The sequence below is a fragment of the Pseudomonas sp. ASL8 genome (assembly GCF_056680355.1).
The window spans coordinates 4,442,521-4,468,004 of record NZ_CM155278.1 but is presented as its reverse complement, the minus strand read 5'-3'; the positions used below and the strand labels follow the sequence as shown (position 1 = coordinate 4,468,004).

Sequence of the window (25,484 nt, the reverse complement as noted above, 5' to 3'; positions counted from 1 at the left end):
AACTGCATGCACGAGAAGTCGTCAGCCTGCTTGGCCCAAGCGGCTGCGGGAAAAGTACCTTGCTGCGAATCGTTGCAGGGCTGGAAAAGGATTTTCAGGGCACATTGCAGCGCAAGGCCGGTGAAGTGGCATTCGTGTTTCAGGAGCCGCGACTGATGCCTTGGTTGACCGTTGAGCAAAATATCGGCTTCAGCGACGACCGGCATTACGATAAAGCCTGGGCCGCGCAATTGATCGAGGAAGTCGGCCTTGGCGGCTTCGCCCAGGCCTTGCCCAAAGCGCTGTCTGGTGGGATGGCACAGCGCGTCGCTATCGCCCGAGGACTGTACTCCCGCCCGCAAACACTGTTGCTCGACGAACCGTTCAGTGCGGTGGATGCCTTCACCCGCATGAAGCTCCAAGACCTGTTGCTGCAGTTGGCAGAACACCATGCCATCGCCTTGCTCCTGGTCACTCACGATGTCGACGAGGCGCTTTATCTGAGTGATCGCGTGATGGTGATGGACAATCGGCCGAGTAGCATTCGTCAGGAGCTACGTGTCGATCTTGACCGTCCTCGAGACAGGCGCGACCCAGCCTTGGCGTTGCTGAAAGCCCAGGCCTTGACCGAGCTGCATTTGGCTCACGTTATCTAGCTGATTAGCGTTCGCTACAACCTTCACCGACACAAATCCCCACCGCTCACGCCATCAGAGGTTGACGGATGCGACGCTTTGGTGTTTTCTGAAACCGTTTTCAGAGCCTTTGCCTCAGCACCTGCTGATAACCCCTATAACTATAATCAGGGTCCAGGTCGTGAATAGTTTCCCTACTTCTATGCGATCCCGCGTAACGATGAATGACGTGGCCACACTGGCTGGCGTGTCCAAAGCCAGCGTGTCGCGCTTCATTGGCGAGGATCGACAACTGCTTTCCGACGCCATCGCACTGCGTATCGAACACGCCATCGACACTCTCGGTTATCGCCCCAATCAAATGGCGCGCGGGCTCAAGCGTGGTCGCACTCGTTTGATTGGCATGTTGGTCGCAGATATCCGCAACCCCTATTCCGTGGCCGTCATGCATGGTGTCGAAACCGCCTGCCGCCTGCACGGTTATAGCCTGGTGGTGTGCAACACCGATCGCAACGACGAGCAAGAACGTGTGCATCTGGCAGCGTTGCGCTCCTACAACATCGAAGGCCTGATCGTGAATACGCTAGGTCATCACCTTGATGAGCTGCGCCAATTGCATCAGGAACTGCCTATGGTGTTGGTCGATCGCAAGGTCGAGCAGCTGCACAGTGATCTGGTCGGGCTGAACAATGCCGACGCGGTGCTGCAAGCCATCAATCACCTCGATGAGCGCGGTTATCGCGACATTGTGTTGGTCAGTGAGCAACAGGACGGCACCAGCTCTCGTCTCGAACGTGTGACCGCGTTCAATAGCCTGATCGCCGAGCGCACGCATCTGCGCGGACAGGTTCTGGAGACCAGCGATCAGCTGGGTTCGCAGTTGCAGGCCTTCCTCGCCGCGCCCGGCCCGGGGCCCAAAGCGCTGTTCACCGGTAACGGTGTCGCAACCCTGACCTGCACGCGACTGTTACGAGAGTTGGGTTGCCCGTTGTTTGATGACATCGGCCTGATCGCCCTCGATGAGCTGGACTGGTACCCCTTGGTGGGAAGCGGTATTACCTCACTCGCCCAGCCGACCCATGAAATCGGCGTCACAGCGTTCGAGTGTTTGCTCAACCGCTTGCGTGGCGACCATGAGCCGGTTCGGTCCTTCGACTTTACGGCGAAGCTCATCGTGCGTGGCTCGACCCGACCCAGGCCTTGACCCCCCGTTGATTGGCGAGTACTGCGGCCGCGATGGCCGCTCTTTTTGGATTAAAATGTAACCGGTTTCAGAGGACGATAAGAATGAACCTTTACCCTGTCTCCATCAGCCTTTCCAGCTACGGTGCCGACGTTGTCCGTGAACGTGGTCAGGCCAGTTTTATTCCGTTGCTGGCCCGTGCTGGCGCCTCGCGCATTGAGTTGCGTGAAGAATTGTTTACCGTAGAAAACCACGAGGCATTGTCGCTGGCCATCGAAGCACAGGGGCTTGAGTGCCTGTACTCGTCACCGCTGGAGCTGTGGAGTGAAGGCCAGATTCAACCGAACGCCAACCTTGAGGCTACGCTGCTGCGGGCTGAGGCTTGCGGTGCGGCGTGGCTTAAAGTTTCCCTTGGGCATTTCAACCAAAACTGTGACATGAACGCCTTGGCCAGTTGCCTGGCGCGGCATACGGTTCGCTTGTTGGTCGAGAATGACCAGACCGTTCAGGGTGGCCGGATTGAGCCGCTGAGTCGCTTCTTCGCCCGCGTCCAGGCGTTGGATGTGCTGGTGGGCATGACCTTCGATATCGGCAATTGGCAATGGCAGGATCAATCGGCAATCAGCGCAGCCAAGCAATTGGGCCGTTATGTCGAATACGTGCATTGCAAGGCGGTTGCGCGCAATGCCCAGGGCAAGCTGATCGCAACACCTCCCGAACCGAGTGATCTTCAACAATGGGAACAACTATTGCGCCAGATCGTGCCCGGGGTGCCTCGCGCCATCGAATACCCACTGCAAGCCGAGGATCTGCTCGCGCTCAGCCAACAACACATCAGTACCCTCGCCCGCCTAGGCCAACCACAAGGGGCGTTCAGCCATGCGTGAGATCGACATCCTCTCGTTCGGTGAAACCATGGCCATGTTTGTCGCCGAGCAATCTGGCGAACTGGCACAGGTCAGTCACTTCGAAAAACGCATTGCCGGCGCCGACAGTAACGTCGCTATCGGCTTGGCGCGGCTGGGCTTCAACGTCGCGTGGCTAAGTCGGGTCGGCGATGACTCGCTTGGGCGCTTCGTGATCGACAGCCTGCAACGCGAAGGCGTGGACTGCCGCCATGTGGCCGTCGATCCTGCGTATCCCACCGGTTTTCAGCTCAAGTCCCGCGAGCTCGACGGCCATGACCCCTGTGTCGAGTATTTCCGCCGGGGTTCGGCGGCCAGTCACCTGTCGGTCGCTGACGTCAGCCCGGTACTGCTAAGCGCTCGTCATCTGCACGCGACAGGTATTCCGGCAGCGTTGTCGCTCAGTGCCCGGGAGCTGTCCTGGCAACTGATGACGGCCATGCGCGAGGCTGGACGCAGCGTGTCGTTCGACCCCAACTTGCGCCCGTCGCTATGGTCAAACCAGGCGCAGATGATCAGCGAAATCAACCGACTGGCCGTTCTTGCTCACTGGGTCATGCCGGGGCTGGCCGAAGGCGCGCTGCTCACCGGCTACGAAGACCCGGACGATATGGCTGCGTTCTACTTGGATCAAGGTGTTGAAGCAGTGGTGATCAAGCTCGGCGCCAAGGGCGCTTATTACCGCACACAGCTGGATCAGGGGTTTATCGCTGGGGTGCCGGTCGCCAACGTGGTCGATACCGTGGGTGCCGGAGACGGTTTTGCCGTCGGCGTGATCAGCGCCCTGCTGGAAAATCAGGGCTTTGCCCACGCCGTGGCGCGCGGCAACTGGATCGGCAGTCGCGCCGTACAAAACCGGGGTGACATGGAGGGCTTGCCATTGCGGGCGCAGCTGCTTGCAGCCGAGCCTGCCGATGAGCCACGACGACGACCCGCCTGACCCCTCATTCGAATGACACACCCGTTACCTGCTGCGACAAAAACAACAAGATCAGGAGCATCGATATGGAAAAGGCACTCGACATGACAAAGCGGCTCATCAACCGTCGCTGGTTGTACATCATGCCCATCGTTTTCATCACCTACAGCCTGGCCTATCTGGACCGCGCCAATTACGGGTTCGCCGCCGCGGCGGGGATGGCTGAGGACTTGCACATCACACCGGGCCTCTCTTCCTTGCTGGGCGCGCTGTTTTTCCTCGGTTACTTCTTCTTTCAGGTGCCGGGCGCGATCTATGCGCAAAAGAACAGTGTCAAAAAACTGATTTTCGTCAGCCTGATCCTGTGGGGCGGGCTGGCGACGCTGACCGGGATAGTCTCCAACGCCTACATGCTGATCGGCATCCGCTTCATGTTGGGTGTGGTCGAAGCGGCGGTCATGCCGGCGATGCTGGTCTATCTGTGTCATTGGTTTACCCGTGCCGAACGCTCCAGGGCCAATACCTTCCTGATCCTCGGCAACCCGGTGACCATGCTCTGGATGTCGGTGGTGTCGGGCTATCTGGTGTCGCACTTCAGCTGGCGCTGGATGTTCATCATCGAAGGCCTGCCCGCAATCATCTGGGCGTTTATCTGGTGGCGTCTGGCCGATGAAAAACCGGCACAGGCCTCCTGGATGAGCGAAGAAGACAAAATCAGTCTGCAAAGGACACTGGATGCCGAGCAGGTCGGGATCAAACCGGTGAAGAACTACGCCGAAGCCTTCCGTTCACCCAAGGTGATCATCCTGGCGCTGCAGTTCTTCTGCTGGAGCATCGGTGTCTACGGTTTTGTCCTGTGGCTGCCATCGATCCTTAAACAGGGTGCCCATCTGGACATGGTCGAAGCCGGTTGGCTGTCGGCGCTGCCCTATCTGGCCGCCGTGATCGCCATGCTGGCAGTGTCCTGGGGGTCTGACCGAATCCAGCGACGCAAACGCTTTGTCTGGCCGCCCCTGCTGGTCGCCGCCCTGGCGTTCTACGGTTCCTATGTGTTGGGCAGCGAGCATTTCTGGTGGTCCTACTCCCTGCTTGTGCTGGCTGGGGCCTGCATGTACGCACCTTATGGGCCGTTTTTCGCGATAGTTCCGGAGATCCTGCCGTCCAACGTAGCCGGCGGTGCCATGGCGTTGATCAATAGCATGGGGGCGCTGGGATCTTTTGCCGGGTCGTATCTGGTCGGCTACCTCAATAGCGCTACGGGCAATCCCGGCGCGTCTTATCTGCTGATGAGCGGTGCGCTGTTGGTGTCGGTGGTGCTGACGCTCTTTCTCAACCCACGCACCGATTCAACGCCAGCGCGCACTCAACGCCCACGGCGCAGAGTCGCGGTGCACCACTGATCACCCAAGGTGAATACGATGAAAAAACACGTCGTTCTGTATAAAAAACTGTCGCCTACGTTGATGAGCCGCTTGCAACAGCATGCAGATGTCACGTTGATCGACGAACCGAACCGCGATGGTCTGGCGCGACTGCGTGCAGCCCTGCCCCACGCCCATGGTTTGCTCGGGGCCAGTCTCAAACTGGGTGCGCCATTGCTGGATCTGGCGCCGCACCTTGAGGCGGTGTCGAGCGTCTCGGTTGGCGTCGACAACTATGACCTGGACTACTTTGACCGGCGCGGCATTCTCTTGAGCAACACCCCCGACGTATTGACCGAAACCACGGCCGACACCGGTTTTGCACTGATCCTTGCCACTGCACGGCGGATGGTCGAGTTGGCCAATATGGTTCATGCCGGGCAGTGGAAGAGCAATATCGGCCCCCAGCATTTTGGCAACGATGTGCATGGCAAAACCTTGGGTATTATCGGCATGGGCCGGATTGGTGAAGCACTGGCGCAACGCGGGCATTTTGGTTTTGGCATGCCCGTGCTGTATCACAGCCACTCACCCAAGCCCGCCGTGGAAGCGCGCTTCAATGCAGGTTATCGAAGTCTGGAGGCGCTGTTGCAGGAAGCTGACTTCATCTGCCTGACGCTACCGTTGACGGCTGAAACCCAGGGTTTGATCGGTGCCAGGCAGTTCGCGTTGATGCGTCCGCAGAGCATCTTCATCAACATTTCGCGAGGCAAGGTGGTCGATGAGCCGGCCCTGATTGCCGCCTTGCAACAGGGCCAGATTCGAGCTGCGGGCCTTGACGTGTTTGAACGCGAGCCGCTGCCCCATGACTCGCCGTTGCTGCAACTGAACAACGTAGTCGCCACGCCCCACATAGGCTCGGCGACCCACGAAACCCGTGAAGCCATGGCGCAATGCGCGGTAGACAATCTACTTAGCGCCTTGGCGGGAGAGCGACCGCTGAATCTGGTGAATCCCAAGGCGTGGGGAGTGCGGGTGTCAGGTTGACCGCGTTGGCCCATTCGCCAATAAGTTCGCACACTCAGGCTCTGCGAAAGAGCCTGACACCCCCGGGCTCTTAAATCACAAACCGCGCCACCATGCCGTTGAGGTCGATGGCCAGGCGTGATAGCTCATGGCTGGCAACGCTGGTCTGATTGGCGCCAGCAGCGGACTGGGTCGCCAGGTCGCGGATATTGACCAGATTACGATCCACTTCGCGGGACACCTGGGCTTGCTCTTCAGAGGCGCTGGCAATGACCAGGTTACGCTCGTTGATTTGCGAGATGGCTACGGTGATCTGCTCCAGGGCCACACCGGCTGAGCGGGCGAGTTCCAGGGTGGTTTGCGTGCGGTCGGTGCTCAGTTGCATCGACTGCACAGCTTCACCTGTGCCGTTTTGAATGCCCGCGACCATTTGTTCGATCTCGCGGGTCGACTGCGCGGTGCGATGAGCCAGCGCGCGTACTTCATCGGCAACCACAGCAAAGCCCCTGCCCGCCTCGCCGGCACGTGCCGCTTCGATGGCCGCGTTCAAGGCCAGCAAGTTGGTCTGTTCGGCGATGGAACGAATAACGTCCAGCACTTTGCCGATATCACGCCCTTGTTCCGCCAGGCCTTCGACCAGATTCGACGTGGTCTGCACATCCTGAGTCATGGCCTGAATCGCTGAAACAGTCTCGACCACCCGATCACGCCCTTCACGCGCGGCTTGGGTGGACTGTTGCGACGCTTGGGAGGTGGAGACTGCGTTACGTGCGACTTCTTCCACGGCAGCGGTCATTTCGTTAACCGCAGTCGCCGCCTGTTCGATTTCATTGTTCTGTTGTTGCACGCCACGAGACGCTTCTTCGGTGACCGCGCTCAGCTCTTCGGCGGCAGACGCAAGTTGTGTGGCCGAACCGGAAATCTGTTCGATCGTCTTGCGCAGGTTCTGCTGCATGCGCACCAGTGCTTCGAGCAGGCGCGCCGGTTCGTCTTTGCCGTCGACTTCAATGTGTTTAGTCAGGTTGCCACCCGCAATATCTTCTGCGGCGCGGACGGCTCTCGTCAGAGGGTTGACAATGCTGCGTGTCAACAACAAGGCGAGTAACACAGTCAGTAGAGCGGCAAATGCCGCGACACCCAGGATGGCGACTTTAGCCCCGTCGTATTGTTGAGCGGCAATGCTGGAGGATTCCTTGGCGGCATTTTTATTGATGTCTACCAACTTTCTGATTTGTTCACCCATCAAGTCAGAGGCGTCTTTCATACGGGAGTTGATCACGTTACGCATGTCGTCGACCTTGTTTTGTCGCGACAGCTCCAGCGCGTCGCCTTGCGCGCTCAAGTATTTATCGAGGGTGGCATCAAATTCTTTATATACCGCACGCTCTTCAGCTTCGGCGGGCAACGCAGCGTAGCTGGCCTTGGCGACCTGCAACTTGCTGACCAGATCACGAATTCGGACTTCGGTTTCCTGCAACAGCGCAGGTTCGCGGTTGACCAGAATCCGGAAAGACGTGATACGCAGGCGCAGAACGCATTCGGCCGTCTCCCCCAGAAACCCTATGCTGGGGAGCATGTTGGTTTCCATGTCGACAGTGGCCTGCCGAATCACGCTCATCCGATTTAGTGCGAAAAAGCCCAGTGCAATCACCAACAAGGCGATAAACGCGAAGCCAAGAAAAGCGCGTGGCGCGATATTCATGTTTCGTAGCGACATGGAGTGCCTCTCGTAAAAGTATGACTAAAAGCATCCATGCCATCGGGTGTTTTGAACGAAAGTGCACAGTTCCGTTCAAAGCGGGAGTGTGACCCATTATTACCAGGCCAGCACACTCAACCTATATATCGGCCAGACTTTAGTTTTTATTCGCCCTGAAGCAAAATATATTTATGGCATCACGATGTGCGCACTTATTGGATCCAACGAGCAACACTTAGCTTGCTATTTAAAGTGCATAAACTTAAGCGCTTTGTCATTAATAATTGATCGGCTTAATGGGCTCTTGAAAGAAGTGAGTTAGGAAAATATCTCTCGCGTCCACGCCTTAACTTGCTAACGCTCTGCCAACCACTCGCTAGAGCCTTCAGCAAAAAAATATAGCTAAATGCCACCTTCTGGGTGCGTTTCAAAACACGGCTATATCGGGAGTAAATCACACAATAAGAGACGTGACCTGCATCACGGAAAGGTAAACGATTTGTCAGGTGAGCAGAAAATCGTTCCTGCTGATAGCCATGGGGTGCTACTTTTATTTCTCGAAGGGTCAATGCAACTGACCCGTCCCCTGCGCATTGGAGCTAATGGAAGTGCTCGATTGAATAAGGTGGGCCGCATGAATCAAGTCACGTTCCCCAACGCGTGCCAGCTGATGCGCTGGCATTTTCATCCGGTGGGTTTTGAGGCCAGTATGGACGCGCCCAGCAGTATGATCGCCCGTCTGTTTGATCGTGCCAGTGGTGAAACGGTGATTGCTATCGCCGGTATCCCCTGCTCGACGGTGATGAATGCGACAGACGTCGAGCGAATCATCGAGGCCATCGAGGCTGAGCTCGAGTCGTTCATTCCACCGCAAGTGTCGGGCTTTTTGTAACACCCTGCCCGCGTCTATCGTCGAAAAACGGCTTGTCTCCCGCGATCCTGTCGGAAGCTTTGGGGACCGCCGCGTTTTCGCTGCCACTGTTGTCGATGTACCAGTAGCAATGACGCACCGCCCGGGTAATGGCGACATACGCCAGGCGCAGGACTTCGTCTTTTTGTGCGGTGTCGAACGGGTCCGCATCGCCGTCCTTACCTAACCCAGCCATTCGATACACCTGATTTTTGTAGGGCGACAGGGTTAAATGTTGGCAATCCCCGAGCAGAAACACCGCGTCGGCTTGCAGGCCCTTTGAGCTGTGATAGGTCAGTTGCTTGAAGCGTCTCGATTCGGGTGGCAATCCAGAATCATCATTAATCAGCGCCTGTAACTGTGCAGAAAACCGGGCTTTTTCACTGCTCTTGCGGTACAGCAGCAGGATCGAATCGCCATCGTTGTAGTGCTGAATCAAACGCTCGGTCAGTTCATCGTCGTCGCGATCCCGCACGGTCACCGGCAGCAGTTCTTGAATAGGGCCGGCTGCTTTGGCCTTCTTGCCAGCAATCGACGGCGCGGCGCGGACGATATGCTCGGCCGCATCGATAATGTGCTGATGGCTGCGGAAGTTGTCACTGAGCAGCACCTTGGTGGTGGCTGGCGATGAGAACTCTTTGGCGAACTCCATAAAGTATTTCGGTGAACTGCCACGCCACCCATAGATGGACTGCCAATCATCACCGACACACAACAAGGAAGAGCGTTGCGCGGCACGGCCAATATGCATTGAGGGACCGCGGCTGCGAATCTCCCGCAGGCTGGCGCGAATCCAGGAAACAATTTGCGGAGAAACGTCCTGAAATTCATCGATCATAAGGTGCGACAGTGGCCTTAGCAGCTCATCACTGACCCGTTTCAAGTTCTCGGGCGAAGTCTCCCCAAACAGTGCAAACATTCTGTTGTACGTCATCACCGGCGGAGTCTGGGTGAGTAGATGCGCTTCGAACGCCTTCCAGAACAAACTCAGGGCTTCGAAGAAAAACCGATCCGGGTCATTTTCCGCGAAGCTCATCTGAGCCACAGCAGCAGGAACGTCCAGCCCCAGGTTCTCGATGAAGCTGGCAGCCGTGACAAACGCATCCAGCACGGGCGCGGCGCTCAGCTCGCCCTTCACCTTGTAATCGAAGCCCGGACCCGCGACGGCTGACCCTGCCAGCGACTGCAAAACCCGTTTGGCGGCATCATAGTTTTCTAGCCAAATCACAGGCTTGCGGCAGAAAGCTTGAAACAGGGTGCGCTTTATTACCCACTCGGCCCAGATCGGTAACTTGGCGGTTGAACGCTTCATCTGCTGGTTTTCAGAGGGATCGAAACCCAGCACCACCCAAGCATCCAACTCGGCAATGTAGCCATGAAAATGAAAGGCAAAACCATTGATTTCAACGGTTTGCCGCATAGGCTCAATGCCTTTTAGAGGCCACGCTTTGGCACGAAACCACAGGTCCTCAAGGGTGTCGCACAGCTCCTCATCACGCTTGGCCGACAACTCGGTCACCGTGACACGTTTCTGTACGTCCGGATGATCGCGGTCCAGCTCCTTGAGCTGCAACGCATGGCGATACAAGGGGGCCATGACCTCGCGAAACCGCTCGTTGCTTGCGTACAGATCCCGATAGCAGAGATTCAGTTGCTGACGTTGCGCGTCGTTGATCCGCAAATCGAACGGGTTGCTGTCGGCGCCCTCTTCCCCACTGAGTGCCGCCTGATTGCTGAGATTCTCGAAGGCGCGTAACTGGCTAAAGCCCGGCAGGCTGCGTACCCATGGGAGGATCCGCGAATGAAAGGTGCGCACCAGATCGCGACCTTCCTTGAGGCTCAGACTGTGGCCCCACAGCGCCATGATCTGGATGAGCTTATTGATGAAGTCCTTGCGCGACTCGCGCGTGAACGTCACCACGGTCATGGAACTGAGTTCAAACCCGAGGTAATGGCTCAATAGCAGAATACGCAGCACCAACGATGTGGACTTACCCGCGCCGGCCCCGGCAATGACGTAGGTAGACGGTGTGTCGCTGAAAATCATCTTCCATTGTGCGGCACTGGGCTGGGCATGGCTGGGCAGCTTTAGCGCGACATCGGCTTTGATGCGCTTTTTAAGGTCTGCAGTGAGCGCCAGGCGCCAGTCATCGAACAGGTGGTCGTCGATGCGCGGGCCACGGTGTTCGGTGGGCCGGGTATCGCGGATCAGCAACACTTGCTGGCTGTCCTCTGCCGCGTCGAGCCGACCTTCTGCGTAACCTTCGTTCATGCCTTCAGCGTGGCCGTTGAGGTAGCCATCGGCATGCCCTTGTAACCAGGACGGCACATGCTGCGAGCGCAAGCCCGTCAGGCTATGGCCAACGAGTCGTGCCAGCAGGCGTTTGAAAAAGGGCAATTGTTCAGGCGGGGACAGATCGGCAGGCAGTTGATGCGGCACGCAGGCTCCAGATGTCAGCTTGTGAGCGAAGAAGCGTCTATGGTGGCTGGAATCGTCGGCGAGTTCTAGCGAAATGCTTTGCCATCAGCGCGTTAGCCGATCAACTGCAGGTACAGTCGAAAGAGAGATCAATGATACGTCGACCCGACAAATCGAATAAGTAGATTGTTTTAGCGCGATTTTTCCGCTTATTTTCGATGAATAATTGATAGATGATGTTCGCCATCACCCATTGATTTATCGTTCAGCAGTACTGGTGCGAACAGACCGGCTCTGCTTTGGAGGCCACAATCATGCTCGAATTAAGACCCTTTAACACGTTGGGCGGCGCAAACCATGGCTGGCTGAACGCTCATCATCACTTCTCTTTCGCTGAGTATTACGACCCTAAGCGCATGAACTGGGGCCAACTGCGGGTATGGAACGATGATGTCATCGCCCCACAGACCGGCTTCCCGAAACACCCGCACCGCGACATGGAAATCGTCACATACGTCCGTGAAGGTGCGATCACCCACGAAGACAATCTGGGCAACAAGGGCCGCACGGAGGCTGGCGATGTCCAGGTCATGAGCGCCGGAACCGGTATCGCCCACAGCGAATACAACATGGAATCGACTGCGACCAAGATCTTCCAGATATGGATTGTGCCGGATGAGACCGGCTCAGCGCCTTCCTGGGGTGCCAAACCGTTCCCTAAAGGTCAGCGTGAAGGTTTCGTCACCCTGGCCAGCGGTAAGGATGGCGATGACCAAAGCCTGCGTATTCGTGCCAACGCACGTTTGGTAGCCGCCAACCTGAAGGCCGGTGAAACCGCTGAGTACCGACTGGACGCGGGTCGCCGAGCCTATCTGGTTCCGGCGACCGGGATCATTGAGGTCAACGGTTTGCGTGCAGCCGCGCGTGATGGCGTTGCGGTAGAGGATGAGCACGTGCTGCGTGTTACGGCCATTGAGGACAGTGAAGTTATTCTGGTGGATGTGGCCTGATTCCGCTTCACGCAGCAGACATGCCGCTGTAGAAACCGCGAAAAAGAAAAAGGGACGGCATTTGCCGTCCCTTTTTCGTCCTGCTCGCCAATCAGCGCGGTGCGATGGCCGCGTCTACCAACACCTGCGCTTCTGCCACCAGACGTTTGAGGTGGTCTTCACCGATAAAGCTCTCAGCGTAGATCTTGTAAATGTCTTCAGTGCCCGAAGGACGTGCTGCGAACCAGCCGTTCTCGGTCATGACCTTCAAGCCGCCAATGGCCTGATCGTTGCCCGGTGCATGGCTGAGAATGCTCTGGATCGTTTCACCGGCCAATTCAGTGGACTTCACCTGATCGGGCGACAACTTGCCCAGCAGCGCTTTTTGCTCAGGGTTAGCCTTGGCTTCCACGCGAGTGGAGAACGGTTCGCCCAATTCCTGAGTCAGGGCCTGATAGATTTCGCTAGGGTCACGGCCTTTACGGGCAGTGATCTCAGCAGCGAGCAATGACGGGATCAGGCCGTCCTTGTCGGTGGTCCAGACGCTGCCGTCTCGACGCAGGAACGAGGCGCCAGCACTTTCTTCCCCCCCAAAACCCAGGGAACCATCGAACAGGCCATCGGCGAACCATTTGAAGCCCACCGGCACTTCATACAGGCGTCGACCCAGACGTTTGGCCACGCGGTCAATCATGCCGCTGCTGACCACGGTTTTACCAATGGCAGCATCGGCACGCCAATGGGGACGGTTCTGGAACAGGTAGTCGATGGACACCGCCAGATAATTGTTCGGTGCCAGCAGTCCACCCGTTGGGGTGACGATGCCGTGACGGTCGTGATCCGGGTCGCAAGCGAATGCGACTTGAAAGCGATTTTTAAGGCCTATCAGCCCCTGCATGGCGAAGTTGGAGGACGGGTCCATACGAATGCGACCGTCCCAATCCACGCACATGAAGCGGAACGTTGGGTCGACGTGCTGATTGACCACTTCCAGGTTCAGGCCGTAATGCTCGCCGATCGCCGACCAGTAATGCACCCCGGCTCCGCCCAGCGGGTCAACGCCCAGACGTAGGTTGGCGCCGCGAATAGCATCCATGTCGATGACGTTTTTCAGGTCAGCGACATACGTGTTGAGGTAGTCATGGCGGTGGGTGGTGTTTGCACGCAAGGCCTTTTCATAGGTCATGCGAGTGACGCCCAGCACCTTCTCGGCCAACAGTTCGTTGGCTTTTGCCTCGATCCATTTGGTGATGTGGGTATCTGCCGGACCACCATTGGGCGGGTTGTATTTAAAGCCACCACTTTCCGGCGGGTTGTGCGACGGGGTGATAACGATACCGTCAGCCAGCCCTGAAGTACGGCCACGGTTGTAGCAAATAATGGCGTGGGAAATCGCCGGGGTCGGTGTGTATTCGTCATTTTCGGCGATCATGACCTGCACGCCGTTAGCCGCCAGCACTTCCAGCGCGGTGACACTGGCCGGTGTCGACAAGGCGTGGGTATCTGCGCCGAGGAACAACGGACCGTCAATGCCGTTGGCCTGACGGTACAGGCAGATAGCCTGACTGATGGCCAGAACATGCCATTCGTTGAAGCTCAGCTCAAAAGAACTGCCACGGTGACCCGACGTGCCAAACGAAACGCGCTGGGTGGAAACCGATGCGTCGGGTTGGCCGGTGTAATAGGCCGTCACCAGTCGCGGAAGATCGACCAAGAGTTCTGCTGGCGCTGGTTTGCCCGCAAATGGACTGAGACTCATACGAAACCTCCATGGATGGAAGAAGACAAAAAAGAACAGGTTCTGCGTACAACACCCCGACAGATGCAGGGGAGCCATGAGGCGGCAGTTTACTGGCAGTTTGACCGCGACGCTAAGCTATCTATCCGTAAGGCCTTGAACGTTTTACAGCTGCCACCAGGCGGGTAGCAAATTTTGCACCTTGCGCTCGGCGAAACGGTCGTCGATCAGCATCACCACCCCACGATCATCCTGACCACGAATGACCCGGCCCGCAGCCTGTACGACTTTTTGTACGCCGGGATATAGATAGGTGTAGTCGTATCCGGCGCCGAACAGCGCGGCCATTCGTTGCTTTAGCTGTTCATTCACCGGATTCAATTGCGCCAGGCCCAGGGTGGCGATAAACGCACCGATCAATCGAGCGCCCGGCAAGTCTATGCCTTCGCCAAACGCCCCGCCCAGCACCGCAAATCCGATGCCCTGACTGCTCAAGGTGAACTGATCGAGAAACGCCTGCCGCTCGCTTTCAGCCATGCCGCGTGATTGCTGCCACAACGGAACCTGTGGATGAAGCAGGTGCAGCAGATCAGCGACCTGTTGCAGGTAGTCGAAACTGCTGAAGAAGGCCAGGTAATTGCCGGGTTGAGCCTGAAATTGCTCGGCCATCAATTCGACGATGGGGGCCAGTGATGCCTGTCGATGGGTGAATCGGGTAGATATCTGACTGATGATGCGCACATCCAGCTGTTCCCGGGAGAACGGCGACTCAACATCGACCCACGCAGTATTGCCAGGCAGACCGAGCAGGTCCGCGTAATAACGGCGGGGATTCAGGGTCGCGGAAAACAGTACCGTGCTGCGCGCCGCCGTCAGACGCGGGCGGACGAAGCCGGCTGGCACCACGTTGCGCAGGCTCAGCCGCGACAGGCTGCGCTTTCCGCCCTGTTCGCGCTTGTTGATATCGAACACAAAATGCTCATCAAACAACTCGGCGATCCGCGCGAACTGGATCGCTTCAAAGTAGAAGCTCTGCAAGGCGCCATCGACGGCACGAGGATGCTCGTTGAAGTAATCACCCATCGCAGTCACGCACAGATTCAAGCTTTGCAAAAACCGCGCAGGTGTCACGGGATAGGCTTGATAATCGAGCACCTGATCCTTGTGCAACGCATTCCATTCACGGTTGAGCCGTTGCAGGGACTTCTTCAGCGGCTCAGGTGCACCGTTGCGCACAGTGTTCATGCTGTGCTGATCAAGACTGGCGCTGTACATCTGCCGCGTGCGCTCGACCATGTTGTGCGCTTCGTCCACCAGCACGGCCACGCGCCACTGGTTGAACTGACTGAGGCCGAACAGCAGGGCGCTGAGATCGAAGTAACAATTGTAATCAGCGATCACTACGTCGGCCCAGCGCGCCAGTTCCTGGCTCAAGTAATACGGGCAAACCTGATGCTGACGGGCGACTTCACGCACGCCGGCTTGATCGAGCCATGGATTGTCCATTGCGGCGCTGCGTGCTGCCGGTAAACGATCATAGAAGCCCTTGGCCAGAGGACAGGAGTCGCCGTTGCACGCTTTGTCAGGGTATTCGCAGGCTTTTTCCCGGGCCACCATTTCAAGCACGCGCAGGGTCAGATCCGGTGCGCTGTGACGAATGACGCTCAAGGCGTCCAGTGCCAGCTTTCGCCCTGGGGTCTTGGCTGTGAGGAAGAACACTTTGTCGAGTTTTTGCGCAGGGACCGCCTTGAGCATCGGAAACAGTGTGCCCACCGTTTTGCCGATACCCGTGGGTGCCTGAGCCATCAGGCAACAGCCGGTGCTGACCGCTTTATAGACCGACTCGGCCAGCGCTCGCTGACCCGTGCGAAAACTCGGGTGAGGGAACGCCAGTGCGCCCAAGGCCTGGTTGCGGGCATGGGTGTGAGCCAGTTCCTGCTGGGCCCAGCGCAGAAAAATCGCACATTGCTCGTTGAAAAAAACATGAAGCGCGTTCGCCGTATAGCGTTCGCGAAACACCGTTTCCTGCTCGCTGACGATATTGAAATAGACCAACGCCAGCGTGACGTCGTCCAGCTTCATCTGCTGGCAAAGCAGCCAGCCATAGATTTTTGCTTGCGCCCAGTGCAATTGCCGGTGGTTCGCCGGCATGGCGCTCAAGTCGCCTCGGTAGGTCTTTACTTCTTCAAGTTGGTTGAGTACCGGATCGTAACCGTCCGCCCTGCCCCGGACCTTCAACTGTAGATAATCACCACTGAGTGCCACTTCAGCTTGATAGGCCTCGCCGCGACGGGCAACCACTGTGCGGTGACCGGCCATGCCTTCCAGTGCCGTAGGCGTCGGGGTGAAGCGCAAATCTAGGTCGCCCACCTTCGCCGTGAATTCGCACAAGGCACGCACGGCCACCCCATAGCTGGAGTCATCAACGTTGGCGTCATGGAGAGGATCGAGGGTCACTGGAGAGACAAAGCCGTTTTAGCACCGGTACTGGATGGGCGTACAGATACCAGCTATCGCCCGGCGCTGGCAAACACAATTGGATCAGTGGCCCGCCCGACGGCTAAAGGATTACAGCCTCTCCTGACGCAACAGGTCGTCCAGTGTGTTGAGCGCCGTGCCAATGTCCTGATTCCAATCGAAGGCAAAGCTGATCCGCAGGTTTTGCTGATGCAGGCCTTGCAGGCTGAATATTTCGCCGGGCGCGATAAAAATCCGCCGCTTGAGCAGACGGTCAAACACTCGGCGCATGTCCACCGGCCGAACGCACTCGGCCCAAATGGCGGCGCCGCCTCCGGGCAGGTTGAAACGCAGACTGGCCCCTGCACGCTCGTGCAGCAGGCTGGTCAGGGTCAGCATGCGGTCCTCCAACAGGCGCCGCAGTCCGGTGATGTGTTGATCGATGCGCCCAGAGCTGTAAAGCCGCGCGATGGCTTTTTGGCGAATGGGAGGCAGGCAGAAGGAGCGCACCAGAAAATGCCGCTGCAACTCAGCACTGAAATGCTTGCACAGCAAATACCCATAAGGTGCTTCAGGTCCGATGATCTTGTCGAAAGCGGAAAAGACTAACAACCGCTCGGGGTTGATCCAGTCACGCAATCGGCCCGCCGGCGGCTCGAAGCAGAGTTCGCCGAGGCTGTCATTCTCCAGAACCCAAACGCCACTCAGGTTCAGTCGACGGGCGAGCTGTTGACGGTTTTCCAATTGCATCAAGCTGCCTTGTGTCGAACTCACCACAGACGGCAGGACTGCCAGGCCAATGTCCTCCTGAAGCATTGTTTGGTCGAACCAAGGCAGATCCACGCAACCGTCATTATCCAGCGGCATCTCGATCACGCGGATATCGAACGATTGCAGCAAGCGCAAGATCGTCCAGGAGCAAGGCGACTCCACCAGCACCGTACCGCCCCGAAGCCCCAGTGCATCAAGGACTATTTTCAGCACCCCACGCAAATCCGCCCCGACATAGACATTATCTGGATGCCAGCAATGCTGCGCACAGGAGGTGTAACGTGCGGCCAACGCCGTGCGTAACTCCAGTACCCCAAAGGGCTGGAACTGCAGGTTGAGCTGACGCGGGTAATGACGAATCAGTTCGCGTTCGAGCATCAGCAACGGATTTTCGAGCGATGACAGCATCGTCGGCTCAGCATTGCCAAGCACGAACATGCCCGGACGACGAGCATTGGCGTAAAGCTTTTCCAGGAGGTCTTCGTCATGTTGTCCATTGGGACATGGCATCAGGCAGGGCAACGTGAAATAGCCAGATTTAGGTACGGAACGGATCCGGCCCTCCTTTTCCAGCAGGCAATAGGCGTACTGAACGGTCGATATGGACACCTTCAAACGCCTGGCCAGGTCGCGCAATGACGGTAATTTGGTCGTGGACCCGCTATTTACCTCACCAATCAGCTGGTTGAGGTAGCAATACACTGCCTGATAAGCAAAGTTGGACGTGCTGTCTTTCATAAGCTGTAACCCGTCTATGCGTAACCGCCGCCCCAGAGAACATGCGCGGGCCCGCAGCAACTGCCGGTCAATTTCCGGGAGTCGCTGCGGGCATGAGGATCACGCTTAGCGCCCGGACACTATTTCGGCCATGGCCTCACCCGTCTTCGGGTCGACCGTCACGATGCTGCGCTTATCGGGGTCACTGGCGCGGACCCTGGCGATCAACGATGTTTGATCGCCGAAATCCACCCTTTTTTTACGGTAAAGGTTTTGCAATCCCACTTTGCTCAACCCACTGATATCGATCAGCCATTGCAGGACTTGCTCCGGGACTTGCAGCCCCATTAACGCTTTGTGCAGGTCAGGCAACGCGACCAGCATTCCGGGATGACAACGGCGCAGGAATGCTTCCAGGGCGCGGCCTGAATCCACGAACGGGGCGAACAACAGGCACACCAGCTGCGCGTCATTCAGGCCGAATGCCTCCTGTGCGTACGCCGATGCAAGTGCGCGGCGTCCCTCAATGTTTTGATTGCCGTCATAGGCCGTCATGGCCTGCTCAATCAAGCGCTCGGGCATTTGCTTCTTGCGCATCAACCCCTTTGCAACCTCCAGGTATTCGGCAATCCCGTCCTGGTAGCGGCGACCGCGTACATAGTGAGCCTGCAAGCCACGCATGTGCGCCATCAACATCGGATTGGCGCAATCGGATTCGCTGAAGCTGAACGCAAGGTCATCGAACTGGAATCCTAGGAAATCGGTCAGCAAAGGCCAATGATCATCCGCTTTGCAGCTGACCAGATCGAAAATAGTAATGAACGCAGGGACAACGGATTTATTGGGGTATGCAACGAGGCGACCCGCAGGCTCGGCGCCTTCTTCATACAGCTCGCGATAGTAAGCATGACCGACGCTATTCAGCGTCTTGAGCACGCCATTGAAGCTCTGATTCCTCCAGTCCGAGGCAGGGACCTCCAAGCCTTCGGCAAGGCGCATGACCCATGCGGCGTATTGCTTTTGCTCTTTGCGTGAGTCGCCGCTGACCAACGCATCGATCCCGGTCCCCCAGCACGCGGCACGCGCAAAAAAATCGCCCAGCCCCAAGTAACAGCTATTGCAGAACGTCGCACGAGCGTCACCCGCCGTCATATGCCCCGTCAATAACATGTCCGAGCGGTTGCACTCACGCCCCGCCGTGGAAAACGGCAAGTCCACTCGAAAGGGTCGAATCTGTTGTTGATCGACCATCAATACTTCTACGCGCGGGTCGTCATAGAGGAACAACGCCGAATAACTGCGATGGATATTACCCATCACGGCCGACGTTATACCTGCGTGGCGCAGCGTGGCGATTCGCAAGTTGAAGGTGGCCGGCGACCGGCCTGCGATACTCAATTGCGCGGCCCGCATAAAGGCAACGGTATAGGCACTGTCTTTACCGCCGCCAAACGCGATCATTACTTTGAAGCTTCCGATGCGTTCAATGCCCCCCGCCGCCACGATCAAACGCTGGATCAGTAACTGCAGCGCTGTTCGCTCGGCGCGGGTGAAGTAACTGAGTAAGCGCTGCAGTACTTGTTGGTAAACATAATTCATTGCCTGCTCATGGATAGAACTCATAGCGCGGCACCTGGCAAGCGAATAACCACATCAGCAGTCCCCGTAAGGCGCCTGACAAGCAAGCCCGCCAAGCTGTCGGCCTGAGACCGTTGATTCGATGAAGAGCTGGAAAAATATTGTTGTTCGACCATGACTCATTCCCTGAGCAATAATTACCGACGTATTATCAATGTCTTCGACGTGTTTGCAAGGTACAGATGCGTAGCAAAAAGCAGCGCAGTTCGGCGACTGACAAACGCGACTAAATAACAAACGCGCGCGTTTAATACTTCGGCTGTGCACCGACAATTACCGAGCCCACTGAGTGTGAGTGAACGTTATACCGGATGGACAGTGCAGGATTGGCGCAGACTATTTAAACAACGCTAAGCGTGGCGTATAGATTTTAAACGAAGGACTGTAGTGTATTAAACGTGCGACGCAGTGATACAAGAAGTTACATCGTTGCCGGGCGTGCAGCAGGCACCACAAAAAAGCCCTCCTGAATAACGGGAAGACTTCAATTTTTATCCAGTGACTCGTTCGAGCGCTTAAGAGCAGTCACTCTCCGGCGGCGCCCGCACAGTGGCGCCGATGAGCGTCTGTATTTAAACCTGTTCGATCTGCAGCACGGCACGACCGCCGATGGGACAACCGTCCATGTAGCGGTGAGCCTGAACAACCTCGGCAAAGGGAAATACCCGCGTAAGCTGCGGCACCAGGACCCGATCCGCCGTGAGCTGGTTGATGTCACGCAATGCACGTTGCACTGCGGCTTCGTCCTGAGTGATGCCCAGCTCCGGCTTGCCGGTGAAGTTGCCCAGGCAATGTACAAAGAACTGAATGTTCTTCTGGAACGCTGCACACGCCGGGAATGGCGTCTGATTCCCGCCCTGTAAACCGTAAAGCACCAAGCTGCCACGCGGAGCCAAAACATCGCCGAGGATCGACATCTGCGGCCCCCCTAAACCATCGAGCACCACATCGGCACCCCGGTTGTCAGTGTATTTGTTGACGGACATCAACAGGTCCTGCTCCTCAGTGACGATGACTTTGTCCGCGCCCAACGAAAGCAGGTAATCGCGCTGTTCAGCAGATTTGGTCGCCGCAATGACCTTCACACCCAAGGCTTTGCCCAATTGCACAAATGCCGGACCGGCACAGTGACTGGCATCGGTCACCAGAGCGGTCTGCCCTGGCTTGATATGCGCCAGATCGACATAAGCAAAATAGGCCATCAGCAGTGGGGTGTAATGAACGCTTGCTTCAATCGGGCTCAGCACATCTGGATAACGGGTCAAGGCCAGGCGTGGCAACACAATCGATTCGCCATACACCGGGTACTCATTGGGGCTGACCGCAGGAAAGCTGGCAACCTTGTCGCCCACTGCCAGATCATGAACCCCCTCGCCTACTGCTGACACCACACCGGCCATCTCATGACCCATGCCGGCAGGCAGCCGAGCGTGCGATGGCGCCAGATTTTGCCGCCAGAGCACGTCATACCAGCTGATGCCAATCGCTTCTACGCGCACTTGCACCTCACCGGGTGCCGGCTGCGCAGCAGGATGCTCCTCAAGCTTGAGGACCTCGGCTGGACCAAACTGATGAAAACGGATCGTGCGGGACATTTCGAACCTCGCCTTATGAACCTTTAATTCCATGAACTTTATCCGGGCTTTACCGGGAACACTATCAGTGGCTATTAATAGTCGACATGCATGTCATTGATTCTGCTGCGCCGGTATGGCGCAAATCTGGCTGCAGAAAAACGAAAAATATTCAGCTTTTACGCAGGGCATTGTTCGCACCTAATCGCGACATTGCAACCCGCCCGTACACGTCGACCGGGCAAGTGCTTTCGCGGGGCCACCCGATAATGCCCGGCGTTCCGCTTTCTTGCGTCTCACAGTCGTTTTCTATCGCGACCCACATTGATTTTGATGATTAATGGACCGGCGTTGAATTTATCAATGCAGAACGCTACTGATTCCTCGTACTATTCACGTCGCGTTTCCTTATCCGAGCCGCTGTGTTTGAGCGGATAGACCGCACATCTAGGTGCTGGCATGGACCCTCGCATCGACAAACGGCCCGAGATCATCTTTCATGAATCGCAATGACCTGCGTCGCGTTGACCTCAACCTCCTTATTGTCTTCGAAACATTGATGCATGAGCGAAGCGTGACTCGTGCGGCAGAAAAACTGTTTCTGGGCCAACCCGCGATCAGTGCGGCGCTCTCACGTCTGCGCGGCCTGTTCGATGATCCTTTGTTCGTGCGCACCGGGCGCAGCATGGAACCCACCGCCCGCGCGGTGGACATTTTCGCGTTGCTCTCCCCCGCGCTCGACTCGATCTCCACTGCCGTCAGCCGTGCGTCAGAATTCGACCCTGCAACCAGCACCGCCGTATTCCGCATCGGCTTGTCCGACGACGCGGAATTCGCCCTCCTGCCTTCGTTGCTCAAGCGTCTGCGCTCCGAGGCTCCAGGGATCGTGCTGGTGGTACGACGGGTCAACTACATCCTCATGCCCGCGATGCTGGCATCCGGCGAAATCTCCATTGGCGTCAGCTACACCATGGATCTGCCCGCCAATGCCAAACGAAAAGTGCTGCGCCTTAGCCGGGCCAAGTTGTTGCGCGCCGACACGGTACCAGGCCCACTCAGCCTGGATGACTTCTGCACACGGCCTCATGCACTTGTCTCGTTCTCAGGTGATTTAAGCGGATTTATCGACGAGTACCTGGAAAAAATCGGGCGCAAACGTCATGTCGTGCTGGCCGTGCCACAGTTCAACGGCCTGGCCTCGCTGCTGGCCGGTACCGATATTGTGGCGACCGTTCCGGACTATGCGGCTGATGTGCTGGCCGCCGCCGGCGGCGTACGCGCCGAAGAGGTACCGATTGAAACGCGTAGCTTTGAGCTGCACATGGCATGGCGTGGCTCTCAGGACAACGACCCGGGGGAACGATGGCTGCGTTCGCGTATTCAGATGTTTTTCGGGGACCCTGAGAGTCTTTGAATGTGCCGACTCTGGGCGGCAAGGCAATCCCAGCCCTTATCGTTTTCGGCGAGAATAGCTGAATCGTTATCAAATTTTAGTGAGCGTTAGCGTTTTCGCGCTCATCGAATTATTGTTTTCGCGTACTATGCCCTTCTGGCTATCATTTTTTAGCTCTCGTTAGGGGATTCGACAATGCAAGTAGGCTTCAAGGCACTCGCCGATCGCTACGCTATCGCGCTTGCACAACCCCTACGTGTCGAATCGGTGATCGGTACGACACGGATGAGCCGCGAAAGCAACGGACATGTCGAGAACAAGTATCCCGCCAGCTACCAGCCGTTGGACAATTTCGCGGGGCATTTCGAGTTTGGGCTCAAGTACGAAGAAATTCACCTCGAGTTTTTCGCCCGTCTGTTTGCGGCTGCTGGCCCAGAGTCCATCGAAGCCTGGTGCCGGCAAGTGCCCTTTGGCCAATATGCCCGCCGCACCGGATTCCTGTACGAGTGGCTAACCGGGCAGCATCTGGATGTACCAGATGTGACCAATGGCGGCTATGTCGATGCCGTTTCATCGCAGCAGTACCTGACCCGCGTTGAGCCACTGCGGATACGGCGCTGGCGCATCAACGATAATCTGCCCGGCGTGCCGGAGTTCTGCCCCCTGGTCCGCCGTACCGATACCGTACAGCAAGCGCTGCAATTTGACCTGGATGCGGCACTGCGCGAGTTGAACCAAACCTTTGGCGCCGACATCCTGATGCGCACGGCCAGTTGGCTGGCGTTCAAGGAGTCGCGTGCGAGCTTTCTGATCGAGAAAGAGGCAGACCAAGCCGACAGGATCCAGCGGTTTGCCCACGTGATCGCCAAGTACTGTGGCCATATCAAGGATCCGTTGAGCAACGATAGCCTGCACACGTTGCAAGCCGGTATTTTGGGTCATGAGTCCTTCGGACTGGGCCTGCGGCACTCGCCGGTCTTCGTAGGACAGGCGACCATGCGCGAGGACATCGTGCACTACATTGCGCCTCAATTTGAGGTGCTAGCGCAACTGCTTGATGGCCTGAAAGCATTCGAGCTGGCAACACGGGGTGCCGAGCCGCTGGCTCGAGCTGCGGCCATCGCCTTCGCCTTTGTGTATATCCACCCCATGCGGGACGGCAATGGTCGGATCCATCGCTTCCTGATCAACGACACCCTGATCCGCGATAAGGCAGTGCCTGATGGCGTGATCCTGCCGGTGTCGGCCACCATCACGAGCTCGATCGATTTTCGGGCGCGCTACGATCGTACGCTGGAGGTGTTTTCGCGGCCATTCATGCAACGTTACGCAGCGTCCTATCGGTTTGGAGAACTCGTCGTCTACGAGGACGGTACCCCGAGCAACCTGGTCTTCGATGACTACGACGACGCGCAATTCGCATGGCGCTATCCTGATCTGACTGAACACGTCCTGTACACGGCACAGGTCGTGGCGCATACGGTCCGTACCGAGATGGCCGATGAGGCCCGTGTGCTGGTCATTTTCCAGCGCGCTCAGGAGCGGCTCAAAGAGGTGGTAGAAATGCCGGATCAGGACGCGAACCGCATCATCCGCTCTCTCAAGGAAAATGGCTGGCAGGTATCTGGCAAATTGAAGAAAGCGTATCCGCAGCTGGACGACACTCATCGGTCGGAACGTGTTGTGGAAGCCGTGCGCTCCGCATTCGAAGAACGAGAAGTGGGGAGCGGCGAAGAGTGATTTTCAACCTCACGTCTCTGTCTTTCACATTGTTCTTCGGGGACCCGGATAGCTTGGTCTAGAGCCTCATCGTCGGCTTTATATCATTCTGAATAATACTGACCTTCAGCTCATTCGATTCGTGCAATACAACCCGCCAGAACAAAATCCGCCAACTTAACAATTTGACGGATTATTCCCATGGCACAGTCATTCAAACACGTGCGCTACCCCCTTGCCGCCTTGGCCTTGGTCGTGATCAGCGCGTGTGGTCGCGATCCAGCAGCGACTGTGGCTCCGGCAGCAGCAAAAGTCACCGTGGCCAAGGTGCTGGAACAGCCCGTTAATGAATGGGATGAGTTCACCGGACGCCTTGAGGCGCCGGAAACCGTTGAAATCCGCCCGCGGGTTTCCGGTCAGATTGATCAAGTTGCCTTCACTGAAGGTGCGTTGGTCAAAAAAGGCGACCTGCTATTTCAAATAGACCCCCGCCCTTTCCAGGCTGAAGCCCGTCGCCTCGAAGCCCAACTGCAACAAGCACGTGCTAATTCGACGCGCAGCAGCAATGAAGCCCAACGCGGCCAACGCCTACTGACCAGCAATGCTATTTCCGCCGAACTCGCCGATTCGCGCAGCAGCGCCGCCCAAGAAGCCAAAGCCGGCGTCGATGCTATCCAGGCGCAACTCGATCTGGCTCGTTTGAACCTGAGCTTTACGCGCGTAACTTCGCCGATCAGTGGCCGCGTCAGCCGTGCCGAAATCACCGCCGGCAACATTGTGACTGCGGATGTCACGCCGCTGACCAGCGTGGTGTCCACGGACAAGGTTTATGCCTATTTCGATGCTGATGAGCGGGTTTATCTGAAGTACACCGAGCTGGCTCGCAAAGGCCAACGTGGCCAAAGCACGCCGGTGTTCCTCGGTCTGTCGAATGAAAGTGACAACCCGCATCAGGGCCAGATGAATTTCGTCGACAACCAGGTCAACCCGAAAACCGGGACCATTCGAGGCCGTGCGGTTTTCGATAACACCGACGGCCAATTCACTCCGGGCCTGTACGCCCGTCTCAAGCTGGTAGGCAGCGGCACTTACTCAGCCGTACTGATCAATGACGAAGCAGTCGGCACCGACCTGGGGAAAAAATTCGTGCTGGTCATGGGGGCCGACAACAAACCGGCCTACCGCAGCGTGGAACTCGGTCCGAAGCTCGAAGGTTTGCGCATTGTGCGCAGCGGCCTGAGCAAAGACGACACCATCGTGGTCAAGGGCCTGCAACGGGTGCGTCCGGGGCAAGCGGTAGACCCTGAAACAGCTTTGATGGCCAGCGCCGAGACCCTCACCGCCCTGCATAAGCAGCGTCAAGCACTCGAGGCCAGCAACCTGAAGCCCGTCGAGCCCAAGCTTGCGGCCAAACTTGCCAGCACTGCTTCGCCACGCGGTTAAGGGATAACC

General features: G+C 57.3%; 17 protein-coding genes and 2 pseudogenes. 11 read left to right on the top strand and 8 right to left on the bottom strand.

What is annotated here, in order from left to right; all coding sequences use genetic code 11:
• Nucleotides 1-14: 14 nt before the first annotated feature.
• The 6 genes and pseudogenes from AC1MEA_RS20425 to AC1MEA_RS20400 form a co-directional block, all read left to right on the top strand.
• A pseudogene (locus tag AC1MEA_RS20425) lies at nucleotides 15-635 on the top strand (ABC transporter ATP-binding protein); the annotation flags it as partial.
• A gap of 181 nt (nucleotides 636-816) precedes the next feature.
• Nucleotides 817-1,818 carry a LacI family DNA-binding transcriptional regulator gene (locus AC1MEA_RS20420; RefSeq protein WP_480417197.1) on the top strand — a complete coding sequence of 334 codons (1,002 nt, stop codon included), beginning with the start codon at nucleotides 817-819 and terminating at the stop codon, nucleotides 1,816-1,818.
• Nucleotides 1,819-1,901: 83 nt separating this feature from the next.
• Nucleotides 1,902-2,684: a sugar phosphate isomerase/epimerase family protein gene (locus AC1MEA_RS20415; RefSeq protein ID WP_480417196.1), complete on the top strand. Its 783-nt coding sequence runs from the start codon at nucleotides 1,902-1,904 to the stop codon at nucleotides 2,682-2,684.
• A complete protein-coding gene (locus tag AC1MEA_RS20410) occupies nucleotides 2,677-3,642 on the top strand; it encodes a sugar kinase (RefSeq protein ID WP_480417195.1) in 966 nt (321 codons plus the stop codon). Before AC1MEA_RS20415 ends, AC1MEA_RS20410 begins: the two co-directional genes overlap by 8 nt.
• Nucleotides 3,643-3,725: 83 nt before the next feature.
• Complete coding sequence (locus AC1MEA_RS20405; protein WP_480918179.1) at nucleotides 3,726-5,021, top strand: MFS transporter; 1,296 nt, start codon at nucleotides 3,726-3,728, stop codon at nucleotides 5,019-5,021.
• 18 nt (nucleotides 5,022-5,039) lie between these two features.
• The gene (locus AC1MEA_RS20400) at nucleotides 5,040-6,029 is read left to right on the top strand and encodes a 2-hydroxyacid dehydrogenase (RefSeq protein WP_480417194.1); all 990 of its coding nucleotides are present in this window, start codon (nucleotides 5,040-5,042) and stop codon (nucleotides 6,027-6,029) included.
• A gap of 70 nt (nucleotides 6,030-6,099) precedes the next feature.
• Here the strand turns inward: AC1MEA_RS20400 and AC1MEA_RS20395 are convergent, their stop codons facing one another.
• Together AC1MEA_RS20395 and AC1MEA_RS20390 are read right to left on the bottom strand one after the other, a co-directional pair.
• Complete coding sequence (locus AC1MEA_RS20395; RefSeq protein WP_480918178.1) at nucleotides 6,100-7,188, bottom strand: methyl-accepting chemotaxis protein; 1,089 nt, start codon at nucleotides 7,186-7,188, stop codon at nucleotides 6,100-6,102.
• Nucleotides 7,189-7,233: 45 nt separating this feature from the next.
• Nucleotides 7,234-7,710 (bottom strand): annotated as a pseudogene (locus tag AC1MEA_RS20390) (MCP four helix bundle domain-containing protein); the annotation flags it as partial.
• A 613-nt stretch (nucleotides 7,711-8,323) separates the two neighbouring features.
• On the opposite strand from AC1MEA_RS20390, the gene AC1MEA_RS20385 reads away from it, so the two are divergent.
• Nucleotides 8,324-8,599 carry a DUF1652 domain-containing protein gene (locus AC1MEA_RS20385; RefSeq protein WP_219061711.1) on the top strand — a complete coding sequence of 92 codons (276 nt, stop codon included), beginning with the start codon at nucleotides 8,324-8,326 and terminating at the stop codon, nucleotides 8,597-8,599.
• Here the strand turns inward: AC1MEA_RS20385 and AC1MEA_RS20380 are convergent.
• On the bottom strand, nucleotides 8,568-10,889 hold the full coding sequence (locus AC1MEA_RS20380) for a UvrD-helicase domain-containing protein (RefSeq protein WP_480918177.1): 2,322 nt from the start codon (nucleotides 10,887-10,889) through the stop codon (nucleotides 8,568-8,570). The genes AC1MEA_RS20385 and AC1MEA_RS20380 overlap by 32 nt on opposite strands.
• Before the next feature lie 461 nt (nucleotides 10,890-11,350).
• Here AC1MEA_RS20380 and AC1MEA_RS20375 point away from each other — a divergent pair, with 461 nt between their 5' ends.
• Nucleotides 11,351-12,046, top strand: a complete 696-nt coding sequence (locus AC1MEA_RS20375) for a pirin family protein (protein ID WP_219061710.1) — start codon at nucleotides 11,351-11,353, stop codon at nucleotides 12,044-12,046.
• Nucleotides 12,047-12,137: 91 nt separating this feature from the next.
• Here AC1MEA_RS20375 and pgm read toward each other — a convergent pair whose 3' ends face one another.
• The 5 genes from pgm to AC1MEA_RS20350 all read right to left on the bottom strand — a co-directional run bounded on the left by pgm (nucleotide 12,138) and on the right by AC1MEA_RS20350 (nucleotide 20,941).
• Nucleotides 12,138-13,784: a phosphoglucomutase (alpha-D-glucose-1,6-bisphosphate-dependent) gene (gene pgm / locus AC1MEA_RS20370; protein WP_219061709.1), complete on the bottom strand. Its 1,647-nt coding sequence runs from the start codon at nucleotides 13,782-13,784 to the stop codon at nucleotides 12,138-12,140.
• Between the two features lie 144 nt (nucleotides 13,785-13,928).
• Complete coding sequence (locus AC1MEA_RS20365) at nucleotides 13,929-16,169, bottom strand: ATP-dependent DNA helicase (protein WP_480918176.1); 2,241 nt, start codon at nucleotides 16,167-16,169, stop codon at nucleotides 13,929-13,931.
• A gap of 162 nt (nucleotides 16,170-16,331) precedes the next feature.
• Entirely contained in the window at nucleotides 16,332-17,729 is a 1,398-nt protein-coding gene (locus AC1MEA_RS20360; RefSeq protein WP_480417193.1) for an aminotransferase-like domain-containing protein, read from the bottom strand.
• Nucleotides 17,730-17,834: 105 nt separating this feature from the next.
• Nucleotides 17,835-19,331 (bottom strand): hypothetical protein, encoded by a 1,497-nt coding sequence (locus AC1MEA_RS20355; RefSeq protein WP_219061707.1) that lies wholly within the window; start codon nucleotides 19,329-19,331, stop codon nucleotides 17,835-17,837.
• A 587-nt stretch (nucleotides 19,332-19,918) separates the two neighbouring features.
• On the bottom strand, nucleotides 19,919-20,941 hold the full coding sequence (locus AC1MEA_RS20350; RefSeq protein WP_449635426.1) for a zinc-dependent alcohol dehydrogenase family protein: 1,023 nt from the start codon (nucleotides 20,939-20,941) through the stop codon (nucleotides 19,919-19,921).
• A 478-nt stretch (nucleotides 20,942-21,419) separates the two neighbouring features.
• On the opposite strand from AC1MEA_RS20350, the gene AC1MEA_RS20345 reads away from it, so the two are divergent.
• The 3 genes from AC1MEA_RS20345 (at nucleotide 21,420) to mexE (ending at nucleotide 25,475) form a co-directional block, all read left to right on the top strand.
• Nucleotides 21,420-22,334, top strand: coding sequence for a LysR family transcriptional regulator (locus tag AC1MEA_RS20345; RefSeq protein ID WP_449635427.1), 915 nt, complete (start codon nucleotides 21,420-21,422; stop codon nucleotides 22,332-22,334).
• A 174-nt stretch (nucleotides 22,335-22,508) separates the two neighbouring features.
• Nucleotides 22,509-24,053, top strand: coding sequence for a Fic family protein (locus AC1MEA_RS20340; RefSeq protein WP_480417192.1), 1,545 nt, complete (start codon nucleotides 22,509-22,511; stop codon nucleotides 24,051-24,053).
• A gap of 180 nt (nucleotides 24,054-24,233) precedes the next feature.
• A complete protein-coding gene (gene mexE / locus AC1MEA_RS20335) occupies nucleotides 24,234-25,475 on the top strand; it encodes a multidrug efflux RND transporter periplasmic adaptor subunit MexE (RefSeq protein WP_449635429.1) in 1,242 nt (413 codons plus the stop codon).
• The last annotated feature ends 9 nt before the right edge of the window (nucleotides 25,476-25,484 follow it).